This window comes from Amycolatopsis sp. NPDC104587 (assembly GCF_055583645.1).
This window is the reverse complement of record NZ_JBVJNO010000008.1, coordinates 189,924-194,255: the sequence shown is the minus strand read 5'-3', so window position 1 is coordinate 194,255 and position 4,332 is coordinate 189,924. Positions and strand designations below refer to the sequence as shown.

6 protein-coding genes are annotated in these 4,332 nt (G+C 72.1%); 1 reads left to right on the top strand and 5 read right to left on the bottom strand.

Going from position 1 to position 4,332, the window contains the following annotated elements:
• Nucleotides 1–51 precede the first annotated feature (51 nt).
• Nucleotides 52–489: an L-asparaginase family protein gene (locus ACZ61C_RS25915; protein WP_465310412.1), complete on the top strand. Its 438-nt coding sequence runs from the start codon at nt 52–54 to the stop codon at nt 487–489.
• Nucleotides 490–495: 6 nt separating this feature from the next.
• Here ACZ61C_RS25915 and ACZ61C_RS25910 read toward each other — a convergent pair whose 3' ends face one another.
• The 5 genes from ACZ61C_RS25910 to ACZ61C_RS25890 form a co-directional block, all read right to left on the bottom strand.
• Entirely contained in the window at nt 496–927 is a 432-nt protein-coding gene (locus ACZ61C_RS25910; protein WP_465310411.1) for a hypothetical protein, read from the bottom strand.
• Complete coding sequence (locus ACZ61C_RS25905) at nt 920–1,222, bottom strand: PadR family transcriptional regulator (protein ID WP_465310410.1); 303 nt, start codon at nt 1,220–1,222, stop codon at nt 920–922. Before ACZ61C_RS25905 ends, ACZ61C_RS25910 begins: the two co-directional genes overlap by 8 nt.
• Before the next feature lie 57 nt (nt 1,223–1,279).
• Nucleotides 1,280–1,759 carry a cysteine dioxygenase gene (locus tag ACZ61C_RS25900; protein ID WP_465310409.1) on the bottom strand — a complete coding sequence of 160 codons (480 nt, stop codon included), beginning with the start codon at nt 1,757–1,759 and terminating at the stop codon, nt 1,280–1,282.
• 202 nt (nt 1,760–1,961) lie between these two features.
• Nucleotides 1,962–2,978 (bottom strand): NAD(P)H-dependent glycerol-3-phosphate dehydrogenase, encoded by a 1,017-nt coding sequence (locus ACZ61C_RS25895; protein ID WP_465310408.1) that lies wholly within the window; start codon nt 2,976–2,978, stop codon nt 1,962–1,964.
• On the bottom strand, nt 2,978–3,697 hold the full coding sequence (locus tag ACZ61C_RS25890) for a lysophospholipid acyltransferase family protein (protein ID WP_465310407.1): 720 nt from the start codon (nt 3,695–3,697) through the stop codon (nt 2,978–2,980). Before ACZ61C_RS25890 ends, ACZ61C_RS25895 begins: the two co-directional genes overlap by 1 nt.
• Nucleotides 3,698–4,332: the final 635 nt, after the last annotated feature.

The window sequence follows — 4,332 nt, the reverse complement described above, 5'->3', positions numbered from 1 at the left end:
GCTTTCTTGTAGGAGAGGGGGGGCTCTCTGGGCGTGGTGGGCAAAAGCGGGGTGCATTCTTTCCATCCCTCCCCGCCGCGCTCGCCGGTCCTGACCGGCGCCCGCTTCGACGGCCTGGTCCCCGTGGTGGAGACCGGGCTCGACGATTCCGGCGCGGTGCTGGAGTTCGCGGCGTCCCAGCCGGGAGTGCGCGGTGTGGTGCTGGCGGCGACGGGCGCCGGCCACGTGTCGGCGGGCACTGCCGACGTGGTCGAGCGGCTGCCGGCTTCGCTGCCGGTGGTGGTCGCCTCACGAACGGGCGCGGGCCCGACGCTGCGTTCGACGTACGGCTTCCACGGCTCGGAGTCCAGCTTGATCACGATGGGCGCGACGATGGCGGGCTGGCTGGACGCGCGGAAGGCGCGGATCCTGCTCCACACGCTGCTGGCGGGCGGCGCGGACCGGGAGGCGATCAACCGCGAGTTCCGCCTGCGCGGCGACCTCGACTGAGCCGGGTCAGCGCGGCGGCGGACGTTCGGTTTTGGCGGACTCCATCACCCACCGCTTCTCGTGCTTCTTCCAGTCCTCGGCGGTGACCACCGGCGGGCGGCCGGAACCGCGCCCCGCGTAGTCGGGAGTCCGGACGGACCGGGCCGGGGAACCCTTCGGCGCCTTGCCCTTTCCCTTCTCCCGGTTCCGGACCCGGATCTGGTGAACCCGGCTGGGCGGCCCTTCGAGGAAGGCGGCGCCGAGCACGTCAGCCACCCAGAACGGACGCCAGATCGGCTTCACCGCGTACATTTCGGCGACCAGCTCACAACGCCGCGGGTCGTCCTTCGGGTAGAGCTTCACCGCGAGCCGCAGGACGAATCCCGGGGCGAACCCGTAGATCACGAGCGCCACCAGGAGCGTCTCCCACGAAGCAGCGTGTTCCAGCAGCTCAACCACGGGCCCACCCCACCCGGAGGTCGCGCTGTTCGACGGCCCGGGCGGCCGCGGCGAGCTCGGACCGGCCCTTGTCGGTCAGCTCGTAGTAGCGGCGCGGCGGGCGTTTCCCGGTGATGGCGGCGGGGTCCTCCCACCCGTCCGTCACCAGACCCTCGGCCAGGAACCGGGACAGCATCGGGTACAGCACCCCGGACGGGACCCCGGACGCCTTGCCGAGGGAGTACCCCCAGTGGCGTCCGTGCGGGTCCGCCAGGAACGCGACCGCGACGTCGGCGAGAGCCCGTGTTTTGCGCACGACCCTTATCCTACCTAGGTAGCCCTGGTAAGTCTACCTAGGTAGGACTGAGCCGGGTCAGTCGAGGACCGGGCCGCCCAGGGGGTCGAGGTGGTACGAGCGCATCTCGCGCTCCGCGTCCCGGTAGACGTGCACCGAGACCGCCGGGTCCGGGCCGTCGTTGCGGACCTCGTGCACGTACCCCGGCCCGAACACCCGGGACTGGCCCGCCGCGAGCGCGTGCAGCTCGGTGACCGCGCGGCCGCCCGGGGCGCGGCGGGCGACCGCCTCGGTCAGGCGACCGCTGACCACCGTGAACGCGCCGCTGGCGAACGCGTGGTCGTGCAGGTCGGTGTGCTGGCCGGGCAGCCAGCTCATCAGCCACACCTCCTGCCGCTCGTCCTTCGTGACGAGCGTCGCGAACCGCTCGTCCGGGTCGTAGCGCAGGAGGTGCTTCCAGCGCTCGCGGTCGGCGGCGACCTCCAGCGCGACGCGCACCGGGTGGCGCAGCGCGGGGTTCTCGGGACGCAGCAGGGTGTTGTCGGGAACGGCGAACATGAGGGTCCTCACGGAAGCAGAAAAAGGGTGTCGAGCCGGGTCGTGCGGTCGGTCAGCGACAACAGCGACACGCGCACACGACGGCGCAGAGGTCGTGGCGACCCCGCAGCTCAGTCATCCCGTGCGCGAACATACGACCAGGTTGGCAGCCACCCCGGAACCGGTCAAGACCTCTCAGCAACCGGGAAGAAGGGCACCTCCGTCAGGACCACTCGTGCTTCTGAGAGCGCCCCAGCAGCTCCGCGCCGGCCCGCCGCGGGTCGACACCTTCGTGGCAGACGCGGTGCATCGCGTCGGTGATCGGCATGTCGACACCGAGGCTCAGCGCGAGCGCGCGGATCGACGAGCACGACATCACGCCCTCCGCGACCTGCCCGCCGGTGGCCGCCTGGGCCTGCTCCAGCGTCTCGCCGCGGCCGAGGCGCTCACCGAACGTCCGGTTGCGCGAAAGCGGCGACGAGCACGTCGCCACCAGGTCGCCGACCCCGGCGAGCCCGGCGAACGTCAGCGGGTCGGCGCCCAGCTTCGCGCCGAGCCGGGCCATCTCGGCCAGGCCGCGTGTGATCAGCGTCGCCATCGTGTTGGTGCCGAGGCCGAGGCCCGCGGCCATGCCGGTGCTCAGCGCGATGACGTTCTTGCACGCCCCGCCGAGCTCGCAGCCGACGACGTCGGTGTTGGTGTAGGGCCGGAAGTACGAGTTGGCGCAGGCCCGCTGGATCGCGACGGCGCGCTCGTGGTCGGCGCACGCGAGCACCGACGCGGACGGCTGCCCGGCGGCGATCTCCTTGGCCAGGTTCGGCCCGGTGACCACCACGACGTCGGTGGCGGCCATCCCGACGATCTCGCCGATCACCTCGCTCATCCGCTTGAGCGTGCCGAGCTCGACGCCCTTGGCGAGGCTGACGAGGATCGCGTCGGACGGCAGCAGGGGGCGCCACTCCGAGAGGTTCGCCCGCAGGCTCTGGCTGGGCACCGCGAGCACGACGGCCTGGGCGCCTTCGAGGGCTTTCGCCGGGTCGCTGGTGGCGGTGACGGTGTCCGGCAGGGTGATGCCCGGCAGGTACGCGCTGTTGACGTGCCGCGCGCGGACGTCCTCGGCGACCTCCTCGCGGCGCGCCCACATCGTGACGTCACGGCCGGCGTCGCCGAGGACCTTCGCGAAGGCGGTGCCCCAGGAACCGGCCCCGAGCACGGTGACCCGCTGGACGTCGGCGCGCATCAGGCGGGGTCCCCCGGCTTAGCCGACGGCGGTTCTTCGTGCCGGACCTCGCCGAGCAGCCGGGTCACCTCGTCCATCATGACCTTGGTGACCTCACGCAGCTTCGACGCGCTGCGGACGCTGCCCTCGCGGTAGGCCGACAGGTCGAGCGGGTCGCCGACGCGGTGGGTGATGGTCTTGCGCGGGAAGGGCTTGAACTTCTTCGTGTAGCCGTTGAAGAGCTCGCTGGTGCCCCAGCGCGCGATGGGGATCACGGGGACGTCGTTCTGCAGCGCGAGCCGGGCGGCGCCGGTGAAGGACTCCTTCGGCCAGCCGGCCGGGTCCTTGGTGATGGTGCCCTCGGGGTAGATGACGACAACTTTGCCGTCTTGAAGGGCCTGGTGCGCGGCCTTGAGACTGTCCCCGGCGGCGGCCGAGCCGCGCGAAACCGGGATCTGCCCGGAGCCGACGAAGACCTTCCCGAAGACGGGGGTCCGGGTCAGGCTTTCCTTGCCGAGGAAGCGCGGAACCCGCTTCGCCCGGTGCACAAAAACGGCGTCGACGACGGGATCGAGGTGCGAGATGTGGTTCAGGACGAGCAGCGCGGGCCCCTGCCGCGGCACCTTCTCATCGCCGACGTAGACCCGCCGCGCAATGCCGGTGAGCGGGTAGAACACGGCGGCGGCCAACCCCACCCAGAAGCCGCCCTTCTCACGCCGGGCCACGATCTCCTCCTCCACGTCACACGTCTGCGTCAGATCCTGCCGCGCCGGGGTCGGCGCAGTCCAGGGAGGGTGGGTTCAGCTTGTTCCGCGCAGGCCGAGGGGGCTTTCGGGGGTGACGCCGGGTGCGTGGTCGGTTCCGGTGCGATCGGCGGGGTGGGTTGCCGCGAACGGGTCATCGGGGACATCTCGCGTCCCGAATGGGCCATTCGCGACACCCGAGGCCGGGTGGGCGGGCGGAGGCTTCCGCGGGACCGGCCGGTCGGCTCCTGCGCGATCACCCGAGGCGCGCCGTCACGAACGGATCATCGGGGATGCTCCAGCCCCGGCGAGCAGGCGGAGGCTTCCGCGGGACCAGCCGGTCGGCTCCTGCGCGATCACCCGAGGCGCGCCGTCACGAACGGATCATCGGGGATGCTCCAGCCCCGGCGAGCGGGCGGAGGCTTCCGCGGGACCGGCCGGTCGGCTCCTGCGCGATCACCCGAGGCGCGCCGTCACGAACGGATCATCGGGGACGCTCCAGCCCCGGCGAGCGGGCGGAGGCTTCCGCGGGACCAGCCGGTCGGCTCCTGCGCGATCACCCGAGGCGCGCCGTCACGAACGGATCATCGGGGACGCTCCAGCCCCGGCGAGCGGGCGGAGGCTTCCGCGGG

What these genes read in the sequence shown, in the direction of transcription:
- ACZ61C_RS25900 (WP_465310409.1), bottom strand. Translation starts at nt 1,759, where the DNA reads ATGTTCGCCGTTCCCGACAACACCCTGCTGCGTCCCGAGAACCCCGCG.
- ACZ61C_RS25895 (WP_465310408.1), bottom strand. Translation starts at nt 2,978, where the DNA reads ATGCGCGCCGACGTCCAGCGGGTCACCGTGCTCGGGGCCGGTTCCTGG.